Source organism: Candidatus Omnitrophota bacterium, assembly GCA_023819145.1.
GTDB lineage: Bacteria > Omnitrophota > Gorgyraeia > DTHP01 > DTHP01 > JBFWKV01.
The window spans coordinates 17,060-43,265 of sequence record JAMWCW010000003.1; the positions used below are offsets into that span (position 1 = coordinate 17,060).

General features: G+C 37.8%; 28 protein-coding genes. 27 read left to right on the forward strand and 1 reads right to left on the reverse strand.

The genetic code is table 11. From position 1 onward, the window contains the following. Positions 1 to 43: 43 nt before the first annotated feature. The 25 genes from pth (at position 44) to gdhA (ending at position 24,093) form a co-directional block, all read left to right on the forward strand. On the forward strand, positions 44 to 595 hold the full coding sequence (pth, locus tag NC818_02200; GenBank protein MCM8783576.1) for an aminoacyl-tRNA hydrolase: 552 nt from the start codon (positions 44 to 46) through the stop codon (positions 593 to 595). A gap of 33 nt (positions 596 to 628) precedes the next feature. After that, complete coding sequence (rpsF, locus tag NC818_02205) at positions 629 to 919, forward strand: 30S ribosomal protein S6 (GenBank protein MCM8783577.1); 291 nt, start codon at positions 629 to 631, stop codon at positions 917 to 919. Positions 920 to 938: 19 nt separating this feature from the next. Continuing rightward, positions 939 to 1,373 carry a single-stranded DNA-binding protein gene (gene ssb / locus NC818_02210; protein MCM8783578.1) on the forward strand — a complete coding sequence of 145 codons (435 nt, stop codon included), beginning with the start codon at positions 939 to 941 and terminating at the stop codon, positions 1,371 to 1,373. A gap of 12 nt (positions 1,374 to 1,385) precedes the next feature. Further along, complete coding sequence (gene rpsR, locus NC818_02215; GenBank protein MCM8783579.1) at positions 1,386 to 1,631, forward strand: 30S ribosomal protein S18; 246 nt, start codon at positions 1,386 to 1,388, stop codon at positions 1,629 to 1,631. A 1-nt stretch (position 1,632) separates the two neighbouring features. Next, positions 1,633 to 2,076 (forward strand): 50S ribosomal protein L9, encoded by a 444-nt coding sequence (gene rplI, locus NC818_02220; GenBank protein MCM8783580.1) that lies wholly within the window; start codon positions 1,633 to 1,635, stop codon positions 2,074 to 2,076. Positions 2,077 to 2,109: 33 nt separating this feature from the next. Beyond that, positions 2,110 to 3,456 carry a replicative DNA helicase gene (dnaB, locus tag NC818_02225; GenBank protein ID MCM8783581.1) on the forward strand — a complete coding sequence of 449 codons (1,347 nt, stop codon included), beginning with the start codon at positions 2,110 to 2,112 and terminating at the stop codon, positions 3,454 to 3,456. Between the two features lie 54 nt (positions 3,457 to 3,510). Beyond that, the gene (gene bamA, locus NC818_02230) at positions 3,511 to 5,796 is read left to right on the forward strand and encodes an outer membrane protein assembly factor BamA (protein MCM8783582.1); all 2,286 of its coding nucleotides are present in this window, start codon (positions 3,511 to 3,513) and stop codon (positions 5,794 to 5,796) included. A 16-nt stretch (positions 5,797 to 5,812) separates the two neighbouring features. Further along, positions 5,813 to 6,340 carry an OmpH family outer membrane protein gene (locus NC818_02235; GenBank protein MCM8783583.1) on the forward strand — a complete coding sequence of 176 codons (528 nt, stop codon included), beginning with the start codon at positions 5,813 to 5,815 and terminating at the stop codon, positions 6,338 to 6,340. Next, a complete protein-coding gene (gene lpxD, locus NC818_02240; GenBank protein ID MCM8783584.1) occupies positions 6,337 to 7,419 on the forward strand; it encodes a UDP-3-O-(3-hydroxymyristoyl)glucosamine N-acyltransferase in 1,083 nt (360 codons plus the stop codon). Before NC818_02235 ends, lpxD begins: the two co-directional genes overlap by 4 nt. Further along, positions 7,394 to 8,719: a bifunctional UDP-3-O-[3-hydroxymyristoyl] N-acetylglucosamine deacetylase/3-hydroxyacyl-ACP dehydratase gene (locus tag NC818_02245; protein MCM8783585.1), complete on the forward strand. Its 1,326-nt coding sequence runs from the start codon at positions 7,394 to 7,396 to the stop codon at positions 8,717 to 8,719. The genes lpxD and NC818_02245 overlap by 26 nt, the downstream gene beginning before the upstream one ends. A 67-nt stretch (positions 8,720 to 8,786) precedes the next feature. Continuing rightward, the gene (gene lpxA / locus NC818_02250) at positions 8,787 to 9,560 is read left to right on the forward strand and encodes an acyl-ACP--UDP-N-acetylglucosamine O-acyltransferase (GenBank protein ID MCM8783586.1); all 774 of its coding nucleotides are present in this window, start codon (positions 8,787 to 8,789) and stop codon (positions 9,558 to 9,560) included. Between the two features lie 47 nt (positions 9,561 to 9,607). After that, positions 9,608 to 10,411: a UDP-2,3-diacylglucosamine diphosphatase LpxI gene (gene lpxI / locus NC818_02255; GenBank protein ID MCM8783587.1), complete on the forward strand. Its 804-nt coding sequence runs from the start codon at positions 9,608 to 9,610 to the stop codon at positions 10,409 to 10,411. Next, positions 10,408 to 11,115, forward strand: a complete 708-nt coding sequence (locus tag NC818_02260; protein MCM8783588.1) for a GAF and ANTAR domain-containing protein — start codon at positions 10,408 to 10,410, stop codon at positions 11,113 to 11,115. The genes lpxI and NC818_02260 overlap by 4 nt, the downstream gene beginning before the upstream one ends. Before the next feature lie 63 nt (positions 11,116 to 11,178). Next, complete coding sequence (gene mnmG / locus NC818_02265; protein ID MCM8783589.1) at positions 11,179 to 13,044, forward strand: tRNA uridine-5-carboxymethylaminomethyl(34) synthesis enzyme MnmG; 1,866 nt, start codon at positions 11,179 to 11,181, stop codon at positions 13,042 to 13,044. Positions 13,045 to 13,054: 10 nt separating this feature from the next. Further along, the gene (locus tag NC818_02270) at positions 13,055 to 14,020 is read left to right on the forward strand and encodes a biotin--[acetyl-CoA-carboxylase] ligase (protein MCM8783590.1); all 966 of its coding nucleotides are present in this window, start codon (positions 13,055 to 13,057) and stop codon (positions 14,018 to 14,020) included. Positions 14,021 to 14,256: 236 nt separating this feature from the next. After that, on the forward strand, positions 14,257 to 15,246 hold the full coding sequence (locus NC818_02275) for an ATP-grasp domain-containing protein (GenBank protein MCM8783591.1): 990 nt from the start codon (positions 14,257 to 14,259) through the stop codon (positions 15,244 to 15,246). After that, positions 15,243 to 16,274: an ATP-grasp domain-containing protein gene (locus NC818_02280; GenBank protein ID MCM8783592.1), complete on the forward strand. Its 1,032-nt coding sequence runs from the start codon at positions 15,243 to 15,245 to the stop codon at positions 16,272 to 16,274. Before NC818_02275 ends, NC818_02280 begins: the two co-directional genes overlap by 4 nt. Positions 16,275 to 16,290: 16 nt before the next feature. Continuing rightward, positions 16,291 to 17,562, forward strand: coding sequence for a lysine 2,3-aminomutase (gene ablA / locus NC818_02285; protein MCM8783593.1), 1,272 nt, complete (start codon positions 16,291 to 16,293; stop codon positions 17,560 to 17,562). A 58-nt stretch (positions 17,563 to 17,620) separates the two neighbouring features. After that, entirely contained in the window at positions 17,621 to 18,301 is a 681-nt protein-coding gene (locus NC818_02290) for a hypothetical protein (GenBank protein ID MCM8783594.1), read from the forward strand. Between the two features lie 133 nt (positions 18,302 to 18,434). Further along, entirely contained in the window at positions 18,435 to 19,430 is a 996-nt protein-coding gene (locus NC818_02295; GenBank protein ID MCM8783595.1) for a DUF933 domain-containing protein, read from the forward strand. Between the two features lie 13 nt (positions 19,431 to 19,443). Beyond that, entirely contained in the window at positions 19,444 to 20,028 is a 585-nt protein-coding gene (locus NC818_02300; protein ID MCM8783596.1) for a hypothetical protein, read from the forward strand. A gap of 59 nt (positions 20,029 to 20,087) precedes the next feature. Beyond that, on the forward strand, positions 20,088 to 20,267 hold the full coding sequence (gene rpsU, locus NC818_02305; protein ID MCM8783597.1) for a 30S ribosomal protein S21: 180 nt from the start codon (positions 20,088 to 20,090) through the stop codon (positions 20,265 to 20,267). Between the two features lie 118 nt (positions 20,268 to 20,385). Then, complete coding sequence (locus tag NC818_02310; protein ID MCM8783598.1) at positions 20,386 to 21,228, forward strand: sulfide/dihydroorotate dehydrogenase-like FAD/NAD-binding protein; 843 nt, start codon at positions 20,386 to 20,388, stop codon at positions 21,226 to 21,228. Then, a complete protein-coding gene (gene gltA / locus NC818_02315) occupies positions 21,225 to 22,673 on the forward strand; it encodes an NADPH-dependent glutamate synthase (protein ID MCM8783599.1) in 1,449 nt (482 codons plus the stop codon). The genes NC818_02310 and gltA overlap by 4 nt, the downstream gene beginning before the upstream one ends. An 82-nt stretch (positions 22,674 to 22,755) precedes the next feature. Next, positions 22,756 to 24,093 (forward strand): NADP-specific glutamate dehydrogenase, encoded by a 1,338-nt coding sequence (gdhA, locus tag NC818_02320; protein MCM8783600.1) that lies wholly within the window; start codon positions 22,756 to 22,758, stop codon positions 24,091 to 24,093. A 1-nt stretch (position 24,094) separates the two neighbouring features. Here gdhA and NC818_02325 read toward each other — a convergent pair whose 3' ends face one another. Continuing rightward, positions 24,095 to 24,568 carry a hypothetical protein gene (locus tag NC818_02325; protein ID MCM8783601.1) on the reverse strand — a complete coding sequence of 158 codons (474 nt, stop codon included), beginning with the start codon at positions 24,566 to 24,568 and terminating at the stop codon, positions 24,095 to 24,097. 89 nt (positions 24,569 to 24,657) lie between these two features. Between NC818_02325 and hisH the strand changes: the two genes are divergently transcribed. Together hisH and hisF are read left to right on the forward strand one after the other, a co-directional pair. Next, positions 24,658 to 25,275, forward strand: coding sequence for an imidazole glycerol phosphate synthase subunit HisH (hisH, locus tag NC818_02330; protein MCM8783602.1), 618 nt, complete (start codon positions 24,658 to 24,660; stop codon positions 25,273 to 25,275). 103 nt (positions 25,276 to 25,378) lie between these two features. Next, positions 25,379 to 26,203: an imidazole glycerol phosphate synthase subunit HisF gene (hisF, locus tag NC818_02335; GenBank protein MCM8783603.1), complete on the forward strand. Its 825-nt coding sequence runs from the start codon at positions 25,379 to 25,381 to the stop codon at positions 26,201 to 26,203. Positions 26,204 to 26,206: the final 3 nt, after the last annotated feature.

Sequence of the window (26,206 nt, forward strand, 5' to 3'; positions counted from 1 at the left end):
TCTATTAATCGTCGGATGTGTAAATTTTATTTATTTTATATTTATGAAGTTAGTTGTAGGACTGGGTAATCCTGGTGAGAGATATAAACATACTCCGCACAATCTGGGGTTTTTAGTAATTGATGAGTTGGCAAAGGAAATTAAAATTAAGTTAAAAAAAGCAAATAAATTTGAATGGGGACAGTTTGAGTTTGATAAAGAAAAAATTTTTTTAATGAAACCCTTGACCTTCATGAATCTTTCCGGTAGAGCGGTAGTTGACTTTGTAAATAAGAAAGGCATTAATGTAAAAGATATGCTTGTTATCTGTGATGATATAAACTTACCTTGGGGAAAGATTAGAATAAGACAAAAAGGCTCCGACGGAGGACATCTGGGTTTGCGGTCAGTTATTGGGGAAATAAAAACGCAGGATTTTCCGCGTTTAAGGATAGGGATAGGTAAACCAGGATTAGAAGATTTGTCAAAGTATGTTTTGGAAAAATTTACTCCTTCCGATGCAAGGGAGATTAAAAAGATACTGGGAGTTATTAGAGAAGTGATTTTCTTTTTTCTAAAAAATGGTTTAGAAAAAACAATGAGTAGATTTAACTAATTTAAAAGTAAAGGAAAAGTAAAGGAGATGATGATGAGAAATTACGAAGCCCTGATTTTGGTAAGCCCAGATTTGAATGACGAATCTTTAGGGAAAGAAATTAAACGTCTTTCGCAAGCAATTACTAACAATAATGGTCAGATAGTCGGTTTTGAAAAATGGACAAAGAGACCACTTGCCTACAAGATTAAGAAATTTAAGGAAGGGATTTATCTTCTGGCAAATTTTAAAACAGATCCTCTTTCACTCAAGGAAATAGAGAAAAACTGGAAATTGAATGAGAACGTTTTGCGAGTGATGATTATTTCTCAGGAAAGGAATTAGGATTAAGAGAGGAGGTAGAATGGCGAGTCTAAATAAGGTTTTTTTAATCGGAAACCTAACCCGCGACCCAGAATTACGCTATACTCCCACAGGAACAGCGGTGGTAAATTTTGGAATAGCAGTCAACCGTCGTTTTACAGATTCTTCAGGAGAGAAGAAAGAAGAAGCCTGTTTTGTGAGAATAGTGGTTTTTGGTAAACAGGCAGAAAGTTGCAATCAATATCTTGCCAAAGGAAGACTTGTTTTTGTGGAGGGTAGACTCCAATATCGCAGTTGGGAAGCAGGAGGTGAGAAAAAGAATAGTTTAGATGTAGTGGCAGAGCGTGTTCAATTCTTAGGAACGCCCAAGGAAGAGGTAGAGGTTGTAAATGAAGAAGGTATAAATAGTGCTGCTACGGCTCATGCAGACGGGGGAAAAGAAGAGATTGTCGAGGAGGAGAATCCTCCCTTTTAGAAAAGGAGGGATATGGCTAAACCAGTTAGAAAAATAATCAGAACCGGGTTTGTACGTAAGAAGTATTGCCGTTTTTGTAGAAATAAAGTTAAAGACATTGATTATAAAGATGTAGAATTCTTGCAGAAATTTATTTCCGAAAGAGGTAAGATACTTTCTACGCGAATCAGCGGCAATTGCACCAAGCATCAACGTAAAATAAGTCAGGCAATAAAGAGAGCACGGATTATGGCTCTTCTTCCTTTTATAGGAGAGTAAAATGAAAATTGTATTAAGGAGAGATATAGATAAACTTGGTAAATTTGGAGACATTATTATTGTAAAAGATGGATATGCCAGAAACTATTTAATCCCGAAAGGTTTTGCTTTTGAAGCAACTGAAAGTAATTTTAAGTTGATTGAAAAAGAGAAGGAAGAACTGAACAGAAGAAAAGAGAAAGAGAAACGGGAAGCTTATTCGCTGGCGGATAAGATAAAAAATTCCTCCTGCACTATTACGGTAGAAGTAGGAGAAGATGGCAAGATGTTTGGGGTAGTGACTAATCACGATATTGCTAAAGCTTATGAAGAAATGGGGATAAAGTTAGATAAGCGGATGATTGAATTGAACGAACCCATTAAAGAGGTAGGAATTTTTTATGTTCCCATAAAATTACACTCTGAAGTTTCTGTAGAGGCGAAGGTATGGGTGGTTAAGAAATAAGTGCAAAATTTTGATATTTGGTTTTAGTATAGTATGATGAACGAAAAAGAGATAAGTCTGGATAGAATGCCACCGCAGAACATAGAGGCGGAAATGGCTCTTTTGGGTTCGATGCTTATTGATGAACAGGCAGTGGCGATGGGCATTGAAAAAGTAGAGCCCGAATATTTTTATAAGGACAGTCATAAGAAAATCTTTCAGATTATTGCTCAGTTATTTAATAACAATCAGGCAATAGATGTAGTTACAGTAGCGGATGCCTTAAAGAAAGCAAATCTTTTAGAGGAAATAGGAGGGCCTGCTTATTTAGCCAGCCTTGCTTCTCTTGTGCCTACATCTGCAAATGTAGGTTATTATGCAAAGATGATTAAAGAGAAATATATTTTAAGAAGTTTAATTCATGCATCAACCCGGATCATTAACGATTGTTATGAGTCTGTTACAGATGCAGATGAGCTTCTTGACCAAGCAGAATCTTCTATTTTTGAAATTGCCACTCACAAAGTAGAGGGGAGTTTTGTTTCTATAAAAGAGATTATAAAGAGTAGTATTGAAACCATCGATAACCTTTATCAAAGGAAAGCAAATATTACAGGAATTTCTACGGGTTTTATAGAATTTGATATTACAACTGCAGGACTTCAACCTTCTGATTTTATTGTTGTTGCAGGAAGGCCTTCAATGGGGAAATCGGCATTTGTGACCTCTATTGCCGAACATGTAGGAATTGCGGAGAAGAAACCTGTGGCAATTTTTAGCTTGGAGATGTCTAAAGAACAGCTTGTGCAACGCATGCTCTGTGCTCATGCAAGGGTTGATGCACACAAGGTAAGAACAGGATTTCTTACTCAATCGGATTGGCCCAAATTAACTAATGCAGCAGGAAAACTTTCCGAGGCTCCTATTTTTATTGATGATACACCTGCTATTTCTGTTTTGGAGTTAAGAGCCAAGGCGAGGAGACTTAAATCTACTAAAGATATTCAGCTACTTATTTTAGATTATCTTCAGTTAATGAGGGGACCTTCTAATATAGAAAATCGTCAACAGGAAATTGCAGAGATATCGCGTTCCTTAAAAGCTCTGGCAAGGGAATTGGGTATACCCGTGATAGCGGTAAGCCAACTCTCTCGGGCAGTAGAGACAAGAGCTGACCATCGGCCACAATTATCTGATTTGCGTGAGTCAGGAGCCATTGAACAAGATGCAGACGTAGTGGTTTTACTTCTGCGAGAAGAGTATTACAATCCTACGGAAGAGAATCGGGGGCTTGCGGAAATAAATATTGCTAAACAAAGAAATGGTCCGACAGGAACAATTAGGCTTGCTTTCGTAAAGGAATATGCGCGTTTTGAAAATTTGGCGCGAGAAGAAATTTGAAATTGACATAACGGTCAATTTTTGCTAAACTTTTAACAAAATTAAATAAATAAATTGAGAAAATTTTTTGTCATAATACTATTTGTATTTTCCTTCTTCCAGGAAGAGGTTGTTTTTGCTGAAGATAATCAACCCAAGGTCATCAGTTCTATCCAGGTCTTGGGTAATATCACCGTCAGTTCCTCAACCATCCTTTCCAAAATAAAATCAAAAGTAGGACAGGCTTTTTCTCAAAAAGAATTGGATGAGGATTTAAAAAGACTCTACGCTACGGGTTATTTTTCCGATATAAGAATTGATTTAAGGGAAACTGCAGAGGGATTGATGGTGATTTTTAATGTTAAGGAACGTCCGGTTGTAGAAAGTATCGTTTTTGAAGGTAATCGTATTTTTAAGAAAGAGAGATTAGAAAAAGCAGTTGGTTCCAAACCAAATGATTTTTTAAATCCCCGTCAGATTAAACAGGATAAGGATGAAATTATACGGATGTATAAAGATAAAGGATATACTCAGGTAGAAGTAACGGATGCGGTGGAGGTAGATTCTCAAACAAATTATGCTAAAGTTAAGTTTGTAATTAATGAACAATTTAGGGCGCGGATTAGAAAGATTTCGGTGGAAGGAAACGACGCCTATAAACGAGGAAAGATTCTAAAACTGGTTAAGACCAAACCCGCCGGATTCTTTAGGTCGGGTGTTTTTAAGCCCGAGGTTCTTGAGGAGGATATTGAGCGAATTAAGGTATTTTATCAGAATTCAGGTTATATGGATGTGGAAGCAACTTCTTCGGTAGGATATGAAAAACAGTGGATTTACATCACTTTGAAAATCAACGAAGGTAAAAAATATTTTGCTAACGAGGTAGCTATTGCTGGTAACAGCGTATATACTACCGAAGAGTTAAAAAAAGTACTTAAGATGGTTAAAGGTAAGCCATTTAGGCAGGAGGGCTTGCGCGAAGATATTGTTCGTATTCAGGAGTTATATTTTGATAAAGGATATATTCAGGCAGAGGTAGATGTGAAAACGCGGTTATTAGAAGGGACGGATAAGATAGATATAAATTACCTCATCACTGAACATGATGTGGCTTATGTAGAAAAGATAGATATTCGGGGGAATGTAAGGACAAGAGATTTGGTTATCCGAAGAGAATTACGTCTCCATCCTGGGGAACGTTTTGATGGTAAGAAATTAAAGAGAAGCAGAGAGCGTCTCAATAATTTGGGGTATTTTGAGGAGATAAACTTCGATATAGAACCTGGAACTACAGCAGATAGAAAGAATTTGGTTGTTTCGGTAAAAGAGACCAAGACAGGAGAGTTTAGTTTTGGTGGAGGATATAGTTCAGTTGACCAATTCATTGGTTTTGTTGAAATTACCCAGCGCAATTTTGACCTGTTTAACTTCCCTTATTTTACAGGTGCGGGGCAGTTTCTGAGACTAAGAGCTCAAATAGGAACGGTGAGGCAAGATTATGAATTGAGTTTCACTGAACCTTGGATATTAGGCTATCCTTATTCTTTCGGCTTTGACCTTTATCAAAGGACTAGAGATAAGGAACGCGACATCGGTTTTGCTTTTAATGAAAAAAGAAGAGGAGGTGCTCTGCGTTTGGGAAAGGAGTTTACAGATTATACCCGGGGAGATTTAGTGTATCGGATGGATAAGATAAAAATTTCGGATATTGATGCTGAAGAATCGAGTGACTTGAGACAAGAAGAAGGGGACAACACGGTTTCTGCGGTACTTTTCCGTCTCACCCAAGACACCCGTGATTACATATTCGACCCCACCAGTGGCTATGTAATTTCTGGTTCCATAGAATGTGCGGGAGGGCCTTTTGGAGGAGACAAAGATTTCTTGCGTTACATTAGTAGTGGAAGTGTGTACTTTACACCTTTTGAAAAGATAGTATTAGAAATGAGAATTCGTGCGGGGATAGTGGATGAGTTTGGGAATTCAACTTATGTCCCTATTTATGAGCGCTTCTTCGCAGGGGGTGCTAATACTATTCGGGGATATAAAGAAAGACGCGTTGGTCCAAGAGACCCCAATACTGGAGATCCCATTGGTGGAGAAGCAATGTTATTGGGAGGGATGGAGTTTACTTTTCCCCTTGTAGAAAATATCAAAGGAGCGGTTTTTTATGATATGGGTAATGTATGGAAAGAAGCAGATGATTTTGGCTCAGGAGGAATGAAGTATTCTGTGGGAACGGGGCTTCGTATAAAAACCCCCATAGGCCCCATAAAATTGGATTTCGGATATCCTTTGGAGACCGAAGTTGGGGAAAGGAAGAGTGGACGATTCCATTTTAGCATGGGTCAGCGGTTTTAATTGAGAGGAGAAAGAGATGAGGAAAAATATTTTATTTTTAGCAAGCGTTGTGCTTCTGGGAGTTTCTTTATGTTATGCAGCAGATTTAAAAATAGGTTATATTGATGTTTCGCGGGTTTTTGATGAATATAACCGCACAAAAGAGGAAGATCAGATTCTGGAGAAGAAAGGCAGTGAGAAAGAGGCACAACGGGAAAAGATGGTTAATGAAATCAAAAAAATTAAAGAAGAATTAGACCTTGCTTCGGATAAAGTAAAACCCGATAAACAAAAACTTTTGGATGAGAAGATAAAAAATCTACAGGGATATGACCGCACAACCCGGGAGGACCTCCGTAAAGAAAGAGATGGTATTGTAAGGGAAATATTGAAAGAGATAGACGGAGTAATACAGGAATTAGGGAAGAAAGAAGGATATACCGTTATTGTTAATGAACGCTTGCTTCTCTATAGAGATGAATCTCTTGACCTTACGGGAAGAGTGATAAAGATTCTTAACGAGCAGTACGATAAGAAGAAGTCATCTGCTAAAGAGAAGAAATGAGAAAGACACTTGCTGAGATAGCGGCGATTATTGAAGGAGAGGTAGTTGGAGACCCTAATACTATTATTACGGGAATATGCGGGATAAAGGAAGCAAAGGAAGGAGATATTACTTTCGTAGCAAATTCAAGATATCTCTCTTTGATGAATCAAACACACGCCTCTGCCATAATTACTTCACGCGAAGTCAAATCTGCACCTAAGCCAATTGTCCGCACCGAGAACCCCTCCCTTGCCTTTGTAAAAATGGTTTCACTTTTTGCCCCAAATGAGGTGCATCATCCCAAAGGTATTCATCCCACTGCAGTTATCGGTAAAGATGTGAAGATTGGCAAGAATGTTTCTATACATGCCTATGCGGTAATTGAGGATAAGGTAGAGCTGGGAGACAATACGGTGATTTATCCCTATGCTTATGTTGGGCATTATACAAAGATTGGTTTTGATTGTTTAATACATTCACACGTTTCTATAAGAGAGAGGGTTACGATTGGAAACAGGGTTTGTATTCATAGTGGAACAGTAATAGGTAGTGATGGATTTGGTTTCGCTACGGTTAAAGGTGTGCATCATAAAATTCCACAGATTGGAACGGTGGTGATAGAGGATGATGTGGAAATTGGTGCGAATGTAACAATTGATCGTGCTCGTTTTGGCAGGACATTTATTGGCAAGGGGACGAAGATTGATAATCTTGTACAGATTGCTCACAATGTAGAAATTGGAGAGAATTCAATTATTGTTGCTCAAACAGGTATTTCCGGAAGTACGGTAATTGGTAAAGGAGTTACTTTAGCAGGTCAGTCGGGCATAGTAGGACATATTACGATAGGGGATAATGCAGTAATCGCTGCCCAAGCAGGGGTTACCAAATCGGTTCCTCCCAACACTTGCGTTTCAGGTTATCCTGCTAAGCCACACAGTTTGGCGAAAAGGATAAATGCCTGTATTCAGAGATTACCTAAATTGTTTGAAACGGTTGCGGAATTAAAGAATAAATTACAAGATTTATCTCAAGAGTTGTCCAACCTGACGGTAAAGGAGAATATAGATAATGGAGTATCAAAAGACAATCGGTAAAGAGGTGGAATTGAAAGGAACGGGTTTACACACCGGAGAAGAAGTAAGAATTAAATTTAAACCTTCTTTACCGGACGCAGGAATAGTTTTTAAGCGTATAGACCTGCCAGGCAAGCCTTTTATTCAAGCCACGATGAATAATATAATCGATATAAACAAGAGTCCACGCCGGACTTCTATAGGGAGCAATGGCGGAGAAGTCCATACTATTGAACATTTGATGGCAGTTCTCTCTATTCTTAATATCGATAATATCTTGATAGAGATTGATGGACCGGAAGTTCCGGGGATGGATGGCAGTGCGTTCCCTTTTCTGGAGGTTTTGGAAAATGCCCGCATAGAAACGCAGAATGCTTTACGAAAGCTTTTTCAGATTAGAGACCCTATTTGGATTAGTGAAGGAGATTCCAGTATAGTAATTTTACCCAGCCAAGAATTTAAAATTTCCTATCTTCTTTCTTATGACCACCATCCCTATTTAAGACCTCAGTATTTAAATTTTGTGGTCAATAGAGATATCTTTATGAAAGAGATTGCTCCTGCGAGAACATTTTGTCTTAAGGAAGAAGTGGAAGTTTTAAAAAATCAAGGGTTAGGTTTGGGTGCTAATTATGAGAATACCGTAGTGGTGGGAGAGAAAGGAATATTGAAAAACAGATTGCGTTTTGAAGACGAATTTGCACGTCACAAGGTTCTCGATTTGATTGGAGACCTTTATCTCTTGGGATACTCTTTGAAGGGGCATGTAATTGCCATAAAGAGTGGGCATCCCCTCAATATAAAAGTGTTGCAAAAAATTGAACAGCAGCGAATTCGTCTTGTTGAAGGAGCAATAAAATCTGTTTCTACAAATTTTGAATTAGAGAAAGCCTATTTAGATATAAATGATATCCAAAAAATTTTGCCTCATCGCTATCCTTTCCTTTTTGTAGATAAGATAATAGAAATCCAGGAGGACAAACGGGCGGTGGGTATAAAGAATGTGACCATCGACGATTACTACTTTCAAGGGCACTTTCCAGGAAGGCCGGTAATGCCAGGAGTGCTTATTGTAGAGGCGATGGCCCAGGTTGCAGGGGTGCTTATGCTTTCTAAGAAAGAGAATCAAGGGAAACTTGCTTATTTTATGAGCATAGACAATGTAAAGTTTAGACGTACTGTTCTTCCGGGAGACCAATTGCATTTAGAAGTAGAGGTGGTTCGATTAAAATCTAAAACAGGTCAAGTCCATACCAAGGCATTCGTGGATTCTAAGATTGTAGCGGAGGCTGATTTGATGTTTGCCTTGGTAGATGCTTGAAACGATATATTTTGGGATACATAATGATTACAGTGATAGTACATTGTAATCAATTTTTTTATTGGAAATGGTTAATATCCATTCTACCGCAATAGTTTCCCCCGGAGCGCGCTTAGCTAAAACAGTTAGTGTAGGAGCTTACTCTTTTATTGGTCCCGATGTTATCATTGATGACAATACCGTTGTAGGAACATCTTGCGTAATTGAAGGAAATACAAAAATTGGTAAGAATTGTCGTATTTTTACGGGAGCGGTAATTGGCAGCATTCCTCAGGATTTGAAGTTTAAAGGAGAAAAAACTTTTCTGGAAATAGGCGATAATAATATTATCCGCGAATATGTCACCATTAATCTAGGGACCAAGGCTACGGGGAAAACGGTAATTGGTAATAACAATCTTATTATGGCTTACTCGCACATTGCACATGACTGCCGTATTGGCAACGGCGTAATTATTGCCAATGTAGGGACCTTGGCAGGACATGTGACTATTGAAGATAAGGTAGTGGTTGGAGGGATGGTAGCAATTCATCAATTTGTGCGTGTGGGAAAACTTGCGATTATTGGTGGTTGTTCAAAAGTAATTCAGGATATTCCTCCCTTTTCTATTTGCGATGGTCATCCGGCAAGGTTTTATGGATTAAACGTAGTAGGGCTAAGAAGGGCAGGAATGAAACCTGAAGTGAGGAATAGTTTAAAAACCGCATTGAAACTTCTTTTTCAATCAGGCCTATCCACTTCCCATGCCCTGGAGGAAATCAAGAAAAGATTGGCTCCCAATGAAGAGATAAAGCACCTTATAGATTTTGTGAAAAATTCTCAACGTGGAGTCTGTCGTTAGGATTATTCTTTCAAGAAGTTAAGTTACTGATAACTAAGATGGAAAAAATGAGAAAAATCGGATTGATTGCCGGAAGGTCGCGTTATCCCTTGCTTCTTGCAGAAAAGGCAAGAGAACAGGGGTTTACTATTGTTGCTATAGGCATAAAGGGTGAAACTTTACCAGAGATAGTAAATTATGTTTCTGAGACTCACTGGTTAGAAGTTGGAGAATGGGGGAAATTGGTAGGCATATTAAAACGCGCAGGTATTAAAGAAGCAATCATGGCAGGAGGCATTAAGAAAACTCTTCTTTTCAGAAACGATGTCCATATTGATAAAGCCGTTTTAGAGCTCATTGATTCTTTAAGGGACAAAAAAGACATGTCTATATTAAATGCTTTTGCACAACAGTTAAAGAGAGAAGGGATAGAACTCTTAGATTCTGCTTCTTTTCTGGAGGATCTTTTACCCTCCAAAGGATGTCTCACCGAACGCATCCCCAATTCTTTAGAATGGGAGGATATAAAATTTGGTTGGGATATAGCTAAAGAAATAGCGCGGGTTGATATCGGTATGACTGTAGTAGTGAAAAATAAGGCCGTGTTGGCAGTAGAAGCGATAGAAGGGACAGACGAGACAATAAAGAGAGGGGCTTTGTTGGGCGGAGAAGGGACAGTAGTAATAAAGGTTTCTCGTGTAGAACAGGATAGGAGGTTTGATTTGCCAGTGATAGGATTGAATACCATTAAAATAATGGAAGAGGCTAAGGCAAGAGTTTTGGCTATCGAAGCAAACCAGGTGCTTTTTATTGATCAGGAAAGAGCAATTGAAGAAGCAAACAAAGCAAATATTTCTATTGTAGCTATATGAAAGAAAAAAAACCCTTGTTTGTTAAACAACTTAAGGCATTATCAAAAATTAGTGAAGCCATTACCTCAGATTTATATTTAGAAGATATTTTAAAATTAATTGTTAATGTTACTGCGCAGGTAATGGATTCTAAAATTTGTTCCCTTTTTCTCTTAGATGAAAAGAAAAAAGAACTGGTCGTTAAGGCTACGCAGTCAATTTCTGAAGCCTATAACAAAAAACAAAATCTGAAATTGGGAGAGGGGATTGCGGGTAGGGTAGCACAAGAAGGACGGCCGATTATAGTTTTAGATGTACGTAAAGATCCACGTTATGTAAATCAATCGATTGCTAAGAAAGAGGGGCTCTGTTCTCTCCTTAGCGTTCCGTTAAAGGTTAAAGGGAGAGTAATTGGTGTGCTTAATATATATACTGCAAACCTTCACCGTTTTAGCAAGGAAGAGGTTGATATTCTGATGACGGTAGCTAATCAGGCAGCAATTGTTATTGAGAATGCTTGTTTGATAGTGGAATCGAAAGTTATCCGCGAAGAATTAGAAGCACGTAAATTTATTGAGCGAGCAAAGGGAGTTTTAATGAAAGAAGAAAAACTTTCTGAAGAAGATGCTTATCGTAAAATACAGAAATTTGCGATGGACAATCGTCGGACCATGCGCGAAGTAGCTGAGGTTATTTTACTTAGTTACAAGATGAAAAAAAGGTAATAGTTTTAGAAGAGATTATATCCAGCCCACAGAATAAAAAGTGGGCATTTTGTTTTTGTTGATATGAATAAATTTGACATAATTGTAATTGGCGCAGGACATGCGGGTATTGAAGCCTCTTTAGCAGCAAGTAGAATGGGGCGTAGCGTTTTACTTATTACTTTAAAAAAGGAAACGATTGGTTTAATGTCCTGCAATCCCGCAATTGGCGGAGTGGGTAAAGGGCAGTTAGTAAAAGAGATAGATGCGTTGGGTGGGGAGATGGCAAAAGCAGCAGATAATACAGGAATTCAATTTCGGATGCTTAACACATCCAAGGGGCCCGCGGTTTGGTCTTCTCGTTGCCAAGTAGATAGAAGGTTGTATCAAAAATATATGGAAAGCACGGTACTTAATCAAGAAAACCTTGTGGTTAAAGAGGGAGAAGTGGTGGGTTTAATAATAGAGCATAACAAAATTTTGGGTGTGGAGATGCTTAATGAGACAATATATGCAAAAGCGGTGGTTATTTCTACAGGAACTTTTTTAAATGGAGTTATCTATATCGGTTTAGATAGTTATCCTGCAGGAAGAATAAATGAACCTCCAAGCATAAGGTTAGCTCAAGCGCTTAGAAGTCTGGGTTTAGGAATGGGCCGGTTAAAAACATGCACTACCGCTCGTTTGGATGGTAAGACAATAGATTTTTCTAAAATGATTGTTCAAGAAGGAGACGATGTTAGGAGGCCCTTTTCTTTTTTTACACTGGGTGCACAATTACCTCAAAAACCATGTTATTTGACTTACACAAATAAAAAGACCCATCGCATTATCTTAAAAGCCTTAAGAGACAAAAAACTTTTACATATTATAAGTCAAGGAGTAAATCCCCGGTATTGTCCTTCTATCGAAGAGAAAGTGTTGCGTTTTTCTGAGCGAGAAAGACACCAGATATTTGTTGAACCCGAGGGTTTAGATAGTGAAGAGTATTATACCAATGGATTATTCACTTTTTTGCCGAAAGAAGTGCAAAGAGAGTTTATTCAAACAATCCCAGGAATGGAAAAGGCAGAGATAACCAAATTTGGTTATGGGATTGAGTATGATTATGTTTATCCCACCCAGCTTTACCCAACATTAGAATCGAAATTAATCAAGAATCTATTTTTAGCAGGGCAAATCAATGGAACCACTGGTTACGAAGAGGCAGCCAGTCAAGGTTTAATTGCAGGTATTAATGCGGTTAAGAAAGTAGGGGGAGAAGAGCCATTCATTCTTGGACGTGACCAGGCATACATTGGGGTTTTAATTGATGATTTAGTAACCAAGGGAACAAACGAGCCGTATCGAATGTTTACCTCTCGTTGCGAGTATAGGCTCATTTTACGTGAGGGTAATGCGGATATTCGTTTAAGTGAGTTTGGCCATAAACTTGGCTTAATTAGAAAAGAGACATTTGGCAAAGTTAAAGAGAAAAAAGAGGCGATTCATAAAGGGATAGAATTACTTAAGAAGAAAAAACTTAAACCAAGTCCAGAGGTTAATCGTTTATTTAAAAATTTTGGTATTCCTGAATTAAAAAAAGCCATTAGTTTTGCCCAATTGCTAAAAAGACCAGGGATTAATTGTGCTCATTTTAAAGAACTTGATATGAATCTTGAGAAAGTTATTTCCGAAAATGCTTTTTCTGAGATAGAAATTGAAATAAAGTACGAAGGCTATATTAATCGCCAGAAGGAAGAAGTGCGCCGGATGCAAAAGATAGAAAGAATTAAAATTCCTTCGGGATTTGAATATGCAAAAATTCCTGCTCTTTCAAGTGAAGTAAAAGAGAAACTTAATAAATTTAAGCCCTTAACCCTGGGGCAAGCCTCGAGAATATCCGGAGTTAATCCTTCTGCAATTTCTATTTTATGGGTATATTTAGAGAGAAAAAACTTAGTTAAATAATTACAAACAGATGCAAGAAAAGATTATCAGTTTTCTACGCAAAAGTAAAGATTATATCTCAGGAGAAGAATTAAGTAAACTTACAGGAATTACCCGAGCGGAAGTTTGGAAACAAATAGAGAGTCTGAGAAATCTTGGTTACGATATAGAAGCCTTACCACATTTGGGATATCGCTTGATAAGCCCTCCAGATAAGTTATTACCCGAGGAGATTACTTGGGATTTAGGGACAAAACTTATGGGAAAGAAGATTTTCTCATTTGAGGTTTTGGATTCCACTATGGATTTTACCCATGAATTAGGAATAAGGAACTTTCCCGAAGGAACAGTTGTTTGTAGTGAAACTCAGAAGAAAGGCAGGGGAAGAAGAGGCAGAGAGTGGTTTTCCCCAAAATATAAAGGATTATATTTTTCTATTCTTTTGAAACCACAAATCTCTCCTAATCAAGCTCCACAGTTAACTATCCTTTCTGCGGTAGCGGTGAGAGAGGCCATATCTAACATTACGGGTTTAGAATGCTTAATTAAATGGCCAAATGATATTTTAATTAGTGGGAAAAAGGTAGGGGGGATTCTTACGGAAATGGCGGAAATGGGGGCAGAAACCGAGAAAATTAAGTTTATTGTTCTAGGAATAGGCATAAATGTGAATACTGAAAAACACCTTCTTCCTACACAGGCAAGTTCTTTAAAAGAGGAAAGAAGGGAAAAATTTTCACGCATTGAGTTATTGAAAGAAATTTTGCGTAAAATAGAAAGATACTATTTTTTATTTAAAGAGAAGGGCTTTTCTCCACTGGCTGAAGAGTGGAAGAAATATTCTTGTATCCTTGGCCATCGGATAAAAATAATTTCCCAGCAAAAGGCCATAGAAGGAGAAGCAATTGACCTCGATAGAGAAGGCGCCCTTTTAGTGAGGAAGGATTCAGGATTTATAGAAAGAGTTTTTGCAGGAGATGTTGTAAAAATACGTTGAATTTTTTTTGTTAAATTTTTATTCTTGCTTATAAAATGTAAATGATGATTTAGAATTGTTTGATAAAAATTAAAAATTTTCTTGACATAAGTTTTAATTATCATAAAATATTAACAGAAATCCTTAAAAGTAAAGGAGGTTGTAGTTAATTAAAATTGGATAAATTGTATTTATTTTAAGAGGCAAAAAAGAGAGCCTCTTTTTTTTTGCCAAAAGAATCAAAAGAAGGAAATAAAATGGGGAAGGTTGTAGGATTAACTTATGATTTAAAACAGGAATACGTTTTTAAGGAAGACGACCCTCCTGATGCCAATGCTGAATTCGACCATTGGCAGACAATCGATGCGATAGAGAGCGCTTTGGCAAAAGGAGGGCACAAGGTAGTAAAAATTGGAAATGTTTGTAATCTTCTTAGAAAATTAGACAAGATAAAAGCAGATATCGTTTTTAATATCGCGGAAGGCATTCAGGGGAGAAATAGAGAATCGCAGGTTCCTGTAATCTTAGAACTAAAAGGTATTCCCTTCGTTGGTTCGGACGGATTAACTTTAGCCCTTACTTTGGATAAACTTTTTGCAAAAAAAATTTTTATTGCCGAAGGTATTCCTACCCCCCGCTTCTTAGAAATTTCCCAACCCGATACTATAGGAAAATTTAATCTCAATTTTCCGCTTATTGTTAAACCACGTTACGAGGGTTCGAGCAAAGGGCTTTCTTTCGATTCCATGGTTAGAGATGTAAGGAGTTTGCGTGAGAGAGCAAATTGGATAATAAAGGCATACCGCCAACCTGCAATAGCAGAAGAGTTTATAAAAGGCAAGGAGTTCACAGTGGTGGTCTTAGGAAACAATCCTCCTAAAGCCCTCCCGCCGGTGCAAATAAGTATTGATGGAAGACTCAACTTGGGAGAGAGATTCTATACTTTTGGACACATTCGTTCACGTTCCTTAAAATACATCTGCCCTGCAAAAATTTCTCAACGATTGCTTAAGCGAATCGGGGATTTAGCGATAGAAGTTTATCGAGCAGTGGAGTGTCGAGACTTTGGGAGGGTGGATATAAGGGTTAATGAAAACGACGAACCGTTTGTATTAGAAATAAATCCTCTTCCCAGTCTTTCTTTAGCGGATGTATTTCCTATTGTAGGAAGGCAGGTTGGTATGAAATACAAAGATATGATTAACCAAATTCTTAACTGTGCTTTAGAAAGGTATGGACTTTTATGAATATTCTTCTTGTTTATAATCTTAAGAGAAAGAATCTTTCTAAAGGAGTCCCTCCTGATTTTTATTCTGAATTCGATTCATATAAAACAGTAGGTTCTATTGCCGAGGCTTTAAGGAAAAAGGGACACAAGGTTAATTTGGTAGAGGCTAACAACCAACTAATCGCTTATCTTTTAAGAAATAGAGAGAAGATAGATTTTGTTTTTAATATTGCCGAGGGCATAAATGGTTATTCCAGTCGAGAATCTCAAATTCCCGCTATTCTCGATTTCCTTAGAATTCCCTATACCGGTTCAAACGTCTTGGCTATGGCAGTTGCCTTGGATAAAGCCTATACTAAGAAACTGTGTCTTGCAGAAGGCATCCCTACTCCAAAATTTCAACTCTTTGTTACCGGAAGAGAAAAGTTAGATTCCGCTCTTCGTTTTCCTTTGATTGTTAAGCCTAATGCGGAAGGTTCTGCCAAAGGTATTTATCGAGATTCGGTTGTCTATGATAGAAAGAACCTTTTAGAGAAGATAAAAAGGGTAATGTGCAATTATAAACAGTCAGTATTAGTTGAAGAATTTATTGTTGGTAAAGAACTAACTGTAGGAATTATTGGTAATGATAGCCCATTAGTTCTTCCTATCCTTGAGATCGATTTTAGTTCCTGTCGTGGTTCAGGAGAATTTTTTTATTCTTGGAGGATGAAAGAGTTTCAAGGAAACCAAGAACAACATCTTACTCCCACTTTTTACTGTCCCGCAAGATTAAAACCTGATACAGCAGCAGAAATTTCTCATTTAGCTTTGAAAGCTTACAAGGCTTTGGGATGTTACGATTTCTGTCGTATAGATTTTAGGTTAGATAAAAAAAACAGGCCGTATCTTTTGGAGATAAATCCTCTACCGGGGCTAGATCCCCTGGAGAGTAATTTACCTTTGATGGCAAGGACCGCGGGAATAAATTATAACCAGTTGATTAATAAAATATTAGAATCGGCAGTAAAAAGAGTAAATGGAAAGTTGAACAGGGGAAAGAAATGAAAGGAGGGAGGTTCATTTGAATACGCTTATTTATAGCAATAGAGTGACCAGTCTATGGCAAGATGTCTCTGAAGAGGAGTGGGAAGATTGGCATTGGCAGTTAAAGAATCGGATTACCACCTTAAATGAATTACGGCAGGTTATTCAAGTTGTTCCGGAGGAGGAAGAAGGAATAAAGGTTTCACGGGGAAGGCTTGCTATGGCCATTACTCCTTATTTTGCGAGCCTTATGGACCCTCTGAGACCAAATTGCCCTATCCGAAGACAGGCAGTTCCTTTACTTGATGAAACTTTTATTAGTTCTTATGATATGCTTGACCCTTGCGGAGAGGACAAATCTTCTCCTGTTCCGGGCCTCGTCCACCGCTATCCTGACCGAGTCCTTTTATTAGTTACTGAACATTGTGCGATGTATTGCCGTCATTGTACCAGACGGAGGATGGTAGGAGAAAAAGAATCTTGCCTTGCCCCAAACCACCTTGTCCAGGCATATGATTATATCCGTTCCAACAAAAAAGTTCGCGATGTGCTTATTTCCGGTGGCGACCCCTTAATACTTTCCGATGAAAAGTTAGAGGAAATTATTAAGAATATCCGTGCCATACCTCATGTAGAATTTTTACGCATTGGAACACGTGTGCCCGTAACCTTGCCCATGCGTGTTAATTCTGAGTTAGTTTCCATGTTAAAACGTTATGCACCTATTTGGATAAGTCTTCATTTCAATCACCCCAAGGAAATAACTAAGAGGTGTAAGATTGCTTGTGATATGCTTACTGATAACGGAATTCCTTTAGGTAGTCAGACGGTGCTTCTTAAGGGAATAAATGACCGTCCCTATATCATGAAAAAACTAATGCACGAACTTTTAAAGATTAGGGTCCGGCCTTATTACATCTATCAATGCGACCTCGCCCGCGGTACAAGTCACTTCCGCACGCCTGTTTCGGTAGGGATAAATATTATAGAAAAGTTGAGGGGGCATACTACGGGTTATGCAGTGCCTACTTATGTTGTAGATGCTCCAGGGGGAGGCGGGAAAATTCCTGTGGCACCTAACTATATTATATCTCAGGCTAAAAACCAATTTATCTTGCGTAATTACGAAGGCAAGGTATTTACTTATTTTGAAGATTCCACTAGTTATCTTACCGGGACAAGAAAATACTTTACAAACATCCCTTTTTTTGGTAGACTGAAATACAAACAGGAGACCTTGCAAAAACAATTCTTTTTTGATTTCTTAGAAACAAAGAAAGAAGAAAATTCCCTTTCCCGGGCGGCATAAGCAGGGCCCGTTTATATAGATTAATTCCTTTTAAAAGGGAAAAAGGAGGTGAAGTAAAATGAACTGGAAAGAACTTTTGGTAGATCCGTTTAAAGAAATGCTTGCACGGTTTTTTGGTTTTCTGCCTACCTTGGTAAAAGTTTTAGTAGTACTTATTGTAGGTTGGCTTCTCGCTAAGTTTATTCAGAGGCTTATTACCCGTGGGCTTAAGCTAGCAAGACTTGATGTTTTAGCAGAGCGCTGTGGAATTCACCGGTTTCTCTCTAAAGGGGAAATAAAACATACCCTCTCTGAGCTTTTGGGAATTCTTGTTTATTGGTTTATGCTTATTGCCGTGGGCATAACGGTGATAAACGTCTTGGGACTTACGGTAGCGCAGGACCTTTTTAGCAAAATAGTCCTCTATATCCCGAAAGTGGTCGCCTCCATATTTATTCTGGTTGTGGGAATATTTTTTGCCACTTTTATGAATACCAGTGTACGCACCGCTTCTACAAATGCGGGAATTAGTCAAGCCAGATTATTAGGGCAACTCACCCAAATTGCCATTATCATTTTCTCAATAGCTATTGCTGCGGAGCAACTAAATATCGGAACCAGAATAATCAGTTCTTTGGTAACTATCCTTTTAGGTTCTATTGGACTGGCGGTAGGTCTGGCTTTCGGTTTGGGTTGTAAAGAAATGGCAGCCAGATTTCTTCAGGATTGGTTAGAAAAGACTAAAACAAAAACTTGGTAGAGAAAATTTATTATTTATAGAAGAAAGGGAGAGCGAGAGCTCTCCCTTTTTGTATTTTGAAAGAGGTGAAGATTTGAAAATAGGCATTATAGGTCCGCCCTTAAGTGGGAAAACGTTACTTTTCAATACTTTATTGGGTGGTGTTTCTTTTAAGAAAGGAGAGCATATGCCTGAAGGGATAACGCTCCATTTAGGAACAATAAAATTGGAAGACGAGCGTCTCTATAATCTTGCAAAGAAGGTTGGCTCAAAGAAAATAACTTTTTCTGAAATAGGGATCATCGATTTGGCTTTGTACGAACAGAATAAGAAGAATTGTTTTGACTCTTCTTTCTTACGAGAAGCCGATGGTTTTGTAGTGGTTGTAAGATGTTTTGAGTATCCCGGCGCAATCTCTTTTAATCCTTTAAAGGATGCGAAAGGTATTGAGGAAGAATTAATCTTGAAAGATCTGGAAGTTATTCAGAAAAGAATGGATAGGATTGAGCAAGATATTAAAAAAGGTAAAAAAGAAGAAAAAGAATTGGAAGTTTTAAGAAAGCTTAGCCAGCATCTGGAAGATAATAAGGCGTTAAGGAATGTGCGACTTGAAGCGGGAGAAGAGAAGCAGCTGTGTGGTTTTAAATTTTTGAGCCAGAAACCCATATTTTTTGTTCTAAACGTAGATGAAAGAATGGGCTTAACAGAGATAGAAGAAATAGGTAAGTCCTTTACTCAAGAGGGGTATAATTTTATTCTTACCTCATTGAAAATTGAGAACGAGTTGAACGAAATGGAAGAAAAAGAACGCTTTGTTTTTTTGGAAACTTTTGGCTTTAAAGATTTGATAAAAGAACGCTTCCTTTCTGCCTGTCTGAGTTTTTTAAACTTAGTAAGTTTTTTTACAGTGAAAGGAGAAGAGGCAAAGGCATGGCTTATTGAGAAAAACACTCCTGCCATCAAGGCAGCAGGGAAGATTCATTCAGATATAGAAAAGGGTTTTATAAAAGCAGAGGTTATAAACTATAAAGACTTCGTAGAGGTAGGTTTTTCTTTCAGCGAAGCCAGAGCAAAGGGGTTAGTCCATCTGGAATCAAAAGATTATATTGTTAATGATGGAGACATAATTGACTTTCGTTTTGCTATTTAGTAGGATATATAATATGAATAAACAGACGATAGGAAAGAATATTTTTTGGGGAGCAATATTTTTGTTATTTGCTTTTATGAATTTTTCTTGCGCCTTGAAGATAACGGAAGAGGATATTAAAAAAGTAGAAAATTTTGACCCTCAGTTCAAAACACTTCTATCCCAAAAGAGAAATATCGCAGAAAAGGTTATGGTTTTAGAGCATAAGATTACTTTGGAAAAGTTAGAGACAGATAAGCAAATAGAGGTAATTAGAGGTCAGTTTAGAGATAAGAAGAAAGAGATTGAAAAAGAAATTATTGAGGTTAGAAAAGGGCTTGATCCCGGAATGAATGGGATAAAGGACAAAATAAAAGAACTTAATCAGAGCCTTTCTTCTTTAATGAAGAGACTTTCTACTATAGAGAATATGCTTAAAAATACAAAAAACTTAATGAGAAAGTCTCAAGAGACAAGCATTGTCCTTAAAGATAAAACAGATTGGGAAAGGGAGATTAGCGTCTTAGAGAAAGAGAAAGAAGAAATTAATACCAAGATTCAAGGGATTAGAGAAGAAATTGCTCTTTATGAACTAGAGTTGAGAATACTGAGACAATAAATTTTATTGACAGGATATTTTATTTACAGTAAACTTAAGAAAGAAATGAGGTGATTATTATGGCAAAGGTAGTAGTAAGACCAGGGCAGTCTATTGAAGGAGCAATCCGAGCTTTTCGCAAAAAATGTCAAGAGGAGAGGATTATTCAAAACTATAAAAGAGCTTCACGTTATGAAAAACCTTCTGCTGCACGGCGCATAAAACAGAAAGAAAGTCGTATGCGCGGTAGGGGGAGGTAGCTTTATAAAGATAGGCTTGACAACTTTGGAATTTTTGCTAAAATTTTAAAACCAAAAGACAAAGGCGTCTCTGTAGCAAAAGAAGACGCCTTTTTGTTTTTTATTGGGGAATAGTTAGATGGTAGAGATAATTTGCAAGAAGATAATTGCTTATAGTTTAGGAACACGTATCGTCCAACTGGAGTTAAAGTCTCCTCTAATTGCAAAAAAAACTCTCCCGGGGCAATTTGTAGTGTTAATGGTTTCCGAGAAAGGAGAGCGCATTCCTCTGACAGTAGTAGATAAAGATGAAGAAAGAGGGACAATTACCTTAATTTTCCAAGAAGCAGGGTTTACCACACGGTCTTTAGGAAGTTTGAAAGAAGGGGATTTTTTATATGCTTTGGTAGGACCATTAGGAAATTATACAGAGATAAAGAATTATGGAAAAGTAGCTTTGGTTGGAGGAGGGGTGGGAATTGCGGAAATTTATCCGGTAGCCAAGGCTTTGAGAAAGGAAAACAATCATCTTATTACCATATTAGGTGCAAGAACCAAAGATTTATTGATTTTAGAAAAAGAACTAAAACAAGTATCTCAGGAATTGTATGTTACTACCGATGATGGTTCTTATGGTAGAAAAGGATTTGTTACCGATGTTTTGCAAGAATTATTAACTATACACTATGCGCTGAATGCTATAGAATTAATCTATGCGGTCGGTCCTGTTCCTATGATGAAAGGGGTTTCTCAAATTGCTAAAGATAGGGGAATAAAAGCCATTGTTTCTTTGAATGCTTTAATGGTCGATGCTACAGGAATGTGCGGATGCTGTAGAGTAACCGTTGATGGAAAGACAAAATTTAGTTGCATTGATGGGCCAGAGTTTGAAGCCCAAAGTATAGATTGGGAGGAATTAGGGAAAAGAACAAAGATGTATCAGGATAAAGAAACTCATATTTGCAAACTATACAACCGATGAGAAAAGAGCCAGTTAAAGTAAAAGAAATTAATATTGAGGAAAGAACCAAAAGTTTTAAAGAGGTGGTTTTGGGTTATACTGAAGAAGAGGCAATTCTTGAAGCAAAAAGGTGTTTACAGTGCAAAAATCCTACCTGTATCCTGGGGTGTCCTGTAGGAATAGATATAAAGAAATTTATTAATCAGATTGCCCAAAAAGATTACGAAGGTGCATATTGTACAATTAGAGAAAAAAATAATTTTCCCTCTATCTGTGGAAGGGTTTGCCCTGCAGAATATCAGTGTAGAAAAGCTTGTGTTTTGACTAAACGAGGTTCTATTTTTGCCTCTTTTGAAGCGATAAATATTCATTTCTTGGAGAGATTTGTGGGAGATTGGGGAATGATAAATATAAATTCTAAATCCGAAGCTCTAAATCCGAAGGTAAAGGGAATAAAGAATTTAAACTTGAAATTTAGAGATAAAAGAGTGGCAGTTGTGGGTTCCGGGCCTGCAGGGCTATGTTGTGCGGGAGAGCTTGCGCGTCGTGGAATTGCAGTAGATATCTATGAAAGTTTACACAAACCAGGAGGTGTTTTGCGTTACGGAATACCTAATTTTCGTTTACCTCAAGAGATTTTAGATAGCGAGATAAATTACCTGAGAGAGTTAGGAGTAGAAATAATGACTAATTTTGTCATTGGGAAATTAAAAACCGTAGATGAACTTTTTAAAGAGGGTTATTCCGCTATTTTTTTAGGTTTGGGTGCAGGAATCCCTACTTTTTTAGGAATTAAAGGAGAAAATCTCTGCAACATCTACTCGGCAAATGAGTTTTTAACCCGCGTTAACCTTATGTTTGCTTACAAATTTCCCGATTATCATACGCCTCTAAATATAGGAGAGAGAATTATAGTAATTGGTGGAGGAAATACGGCAATGGATGCGGCAAGGTCTGCTTTAAGACTTCAGGTAATGAATAGAATTAAACCCGATGTTACGATACTTTATCGACGTACAGAGAGTGAGATGCCTGCAAGGCGTTTAGAGATTGCTCATGCTCAAGAAGAGGGAGTTAAATTTAAATTTTTAGTCCAGCCGCAGGAATTTGTTTCTGATAAACAAGGGTTTCTTAAAGGGCTTGTTTGTTTAGAGTGCAAGTTAGGAGAACCTGATGATTCTGGAAGACCAAAATCTATTCCTGTTCCAGGAAGTGATTTTCTTTTGGAAACGGATTTAGTAATCGTGGCTGTGGGCTTAAGGGCAAATCAGTTGCTTACTAGGGTTACTCCTGAGCTTAAGGTTGATAAGTATGGCGATATCATTGTTAATCCGGAGACGATGGAAACTTCGTTAAAGAATGTTTTTGCTGGTGGAGATATTGTAGGCGGAGAAGGGACAGTAATTGAAGCAATGGGTATGGCAAAGAAGGCAAGCGCTTCTATAATTAATCTCCTTTTCCCCTAATTTTTTCCAGGATTGATTTGACAGAACTGAAATTTAGGATATAATAGAGAATCTAATAAAAAACAAAATAAGGAGGGATAAGATGTCTAAGTATGTAGAAGATTTTATGGCAAAGGTAATCAATAATAATCCTCAGGAACCGGAATTTCATCAGGCGGTAAGAGAAGTAGTGGAATCAGTGATAGATTACATAGACAAAAATCCTAAATACAAAGAATACAAAATCTTGGAAAGAATGGTCGAAGCAGAGCGAATAATTATTTTCCGTGTACCTTGGTTGGATGATAAGGGAGAAATTCAAGTAAATCGTGGATACCGTGTAGAGATGAATAGTGCAATTGGTCCTTATAAAGGAGGGATACGTTTTCATCCCACAGTTAATTTAAGTATTCTTAAATTTCTGGCCTTTGAACAGGTCTTCAAAAATGCCCTGACTACTCTTCCCATGGGAGGTGGCAAGGGGGGTTCTGATTTTGACCCCAAAGGAAAGTCTGACAATGAAGTGATGAAGTTTTGTCAAAGTTTTATGAACGAGTTGTTCAGACACATCGGTCCTGATACCGATGTTCCTGCAGGTGATATCGGCGTAGGTTTGCGTGAAATTGGCTATATGTTTGGGCAGTATAAAAAACTGCGTAATGAGTTTACAGGGGTTTTTACCGGTAAAGGTCTTAAATGGGGAGGGAGTTTAATTAGACCCGAAGCAACAGGATACGGTTGTGTATATTTTGCCCAGGAGATGTTGAAAACACGTAAGGAAGCATTAAAGGGTAAGGTTTGCGCTATTTCGGGTTCAGGCAATGTTGCGCAGTATACTGCAGAAAAACTTATCCAGTTAGGAGCCAAAGTAGTAACCATGTCGGATTCCAATGGATTTATTTATGATGAGAAAGGGATTGATAAGAAAAAATTAGATTTTATTTTTGAACTTAAGAATATAAAACGTGGAAGAATCAAAGAATATGCGCAGAAATTTAAATGCAAATATTTCGAAAATCAAAAACCTTGGGGGATAAAATGTGATATTGCCTTTCCCTCTGCTACGCAGAACGAAATAAGCGGAGAAGAGGCAAAAACTTTGGTTAAGAATGGTTGCTTCTTAGTAGCCGAGGGAGCAAATATGCCCACAACACCCCAAGGCATTGATGTTTTTCAAAAGGCAAAAATTCTATACGCTCCGGGTAAAGCGGCTAATGCGGGAGGAGTAGCTACCTCGGGATTAGAAATGACGCAGAATAGTATAAGACTTTCTTGGACACGCGAAGAGGTTGATAAAAAACTTCAGGAAATAATGATTGCTATCCATGAACAGTGTGTGAAATACGGAAAAGAAGGTAACTACATCAACTATGTAAAGGGTGCTAATATTGCTGGTTTTGTAAAAGTAGCAGATGCGATGATAGAGCAGGGGTTGGTGTAGCTTACTCTACAATTTCTCCGATGTAGCTGAATTGCCAGCATTCGATAGCAATCGCCCGTAAGTGCTCTACGGTTCCGGGTTGATAGGTTACTGCATAGTCTATCGCTACTTCCTCTTTAACCTCTCCTCCCAGCGTAGAGTAGGGTTTTTCTAAGATTTCTTTTAGTTTCGGGTCAGTGACATTGATTACCAGTTTACCTCCTCTTAACTCCGCGGTTCCTAAAAACTCACCCTTGGTTGCTTTTTCGGGGTCAAGAGCATAAAAATTTACTCGCATTTCTACTTTCTCTTCTGGTTTTGTAGGTTCTGAAGAAGTGCTGGGTGAAAGAATAGGAGTAGGTTCTTCACGCGTATTTTGGATTACGGGAATTTCTCTCTCAAGGGAAATATATTTTTTTTCCTTTTTGGGCAACCTTAGCACAAAAATAATAGCGCTGATAAGCAAGATGATTAAGATAAAATTTAACTTCTTCATTATCATTTTTAGTCTAAATCTTCCTTTACTGTTTGTCAAGATAAATCAAACTTGCAGAAAAAGAGTTGTTTTGTTAAGATAATTCTAAAATGGTTGCGATTATCAATTATAGAATGGGCAATTTGAGAAGCGTAGCTAAAGCTTTTGAAAAAGTAGGCGCAGGAGTGTTAGTTACTTCTAAAATTAAAGATTTAAAAGAAGCAAAAGCGATAGTCTTACCAGGAGTAGGAGCTTTTGGGCAGGGAATGAAGCATCTTAAAGAATTGGGAATTATCTCAGTTCTAAAGGATGAGATAAATAAAAGGAAACCTTTTTTGGGAATCTGTTTAGGAATGCAACTTTTACTTAGTTATAGCGAGGAACATGGGAAACACAAGGGTCTAGATATCATCAAGGGATTTGTAAAACGTTTCCCAGAAAATTTTAAAATTCCCCATATGGGATGGAATCAAGTAAAAATCCGAAATCCGAAATCCGAAATCCGAAACAAGATTTTAAAAGGAATCCCAGATGGTTCTTATTTTTATTTTGTTCATTCCTATTATGTGGTGCCTGAGGATAAGAAGGTAATCGTAGCGACCACAGACTATGGGATAGGATTTCCTTCAGTAATACAAAAAGAGAATATTTGGGGAGTGCAATTTCATCCGGAAAAGAGTCAAGAATGGGGGTTAAAGATAATTAAAAATTTTGTTAATTTTGTTTAATTAGTTAATTTCGTTTAATCGTTATGTTCGTTACTCTCGTGAGGGATAATCTATTTAGTTAAACGAACAAAACGAGCCACGCGTACAAAAGAAAGGACCGGTTATGTTAGCAAGAAGAATTATTCCCTGTCTGGATGTTAAAGATGGTCGCGTAGTAAAAGGGATAAATTTTGTTAATTTACGCGATGCCGGAGACCCTGTGGAGCAGGCAAAGATTTACGATAAAGAAGGAGCGGATGAGTTGGTTTTTTTGGACATTACTGCCAGTTTTGAAAAACGCTCTCCCATCATTGAGGTGATAAAGAAAACTGCGGAGGCGATTTTTATTCCTCTTGCAGTGGGAGGAGGAATAAGAAATTTGGAGGACATTCGCCTCTTGCTTTCTTCAGGAGCAGATAAGGTTTCTGTAAATACTTTTGCAGTAAAAAACCCCAAGTTGGTTAAAGAAGCAGCGAAGGAATTTGGTAGTCAGTGTATTGTGGTAGCGATAGATGCTAAGAGAAAAATGAAATCCTCACCCTTGCGAGATAAGGCGTGCCCAACAAAGTTAGGCGGTGAATCCCGAAATCCAAAATTAAAGTGGGAAGTGTATATTCATGGAGGCAGAACCCCTACTGGTCTTGATGTTATAGAGTGGGCAAAGCGTGTTTATGATTTAGGAGCAGGAGAAATTCTCTTAACCAGTATGGATAGGGATGGGACAAAATTAGGATATGACTTAGAATTGACCAGGAAAGTTGTTGAAGCGGTTAGAATTCCCGTGATTGCTTCTGGTGGAGCAGGGAACTTAAAGCATCTTTTTGAGGCGTTTAAATTCGCTTTTGTAGATGCGGTTTTAGCTGCTTCCATATTCCATTACGGAGAATATTCCATTTCCCAAGCAAAAGATTATTTAAAGAAAAGAGGTATTCCCATAAGAGGAAATTAAGAG